Annotated in this window: 1 protein-coding gene; it reads left to right on the plus strand. The window is 56.3% G+C overall.

Annotation, left to right across the window (positions count from 1 at the left end; genetic code table 11):
• Window positions 1–21: 21 nt before the first annotated feature.
• Window positions 22–561: hypothetical protein (locus tag BP858_RS05720; RefSeq protein WP_286879071.1), on the plus strand; the 540-nt coding region annotated here is incomplete at its 3' end.

Here is a 561-nt window from a genome sequence, read left to right on the forward strand (position 1 = left end):
TCCTGGTCCGGAGGTCCAATAATGAAAAAGATCCCGCTCATCGTCTGGGCAATCCTCATCTGCCTCGTCTTCGTGCACTACTTCTACACGCCCGAAAAGCCCGAGATCGCCACGGGAGCGATGAGGATCGACCCCGGGGAGCGTCAGCCCGATCTCGTGAACCTCTGGGACGCCCTGCTGCATGAACAGGGGTTCGCGAACGAGTCGGCCATACTCATTCAATTGAATCAGTTCGTCGATAAGGACGGGGCGGTGCAGTGCACCCAGGCGTACTACACCGGGGATGTGAACGGAGAGCAGCATTTTTACACAGTATACGCCTATCCAAGCGGCAATGTGCTCTATAAAGACCAGGTACTCGAGTTTCCCCTGCAGGGAGCGCATCCCCTCGCCATCTTCCGCGAAGCAACCCTGATCAATTTTGCCGACCTCACCCGGGGAGAATGCAATCTAACGCTTCAGACACTCAAACATGAGAAAGAGCGAAGATATAACGAAACCCACGGCGACCTCTGCGTCCTCTCGGAAGGCTCGCTCCGTCCCCTGAAAGAAGCGGCGTTC

Origin of the sequence: Methanoculleus sp. UBA413 (assembly GCF_002502935.1) — an archaeon.
Lineage (GTDB): Archaea > Halobacteriota > Methanomicrobia > Methanomicrobiales > Methanoculleaceae > Methanoculleus > Methanoculleus bourgensis.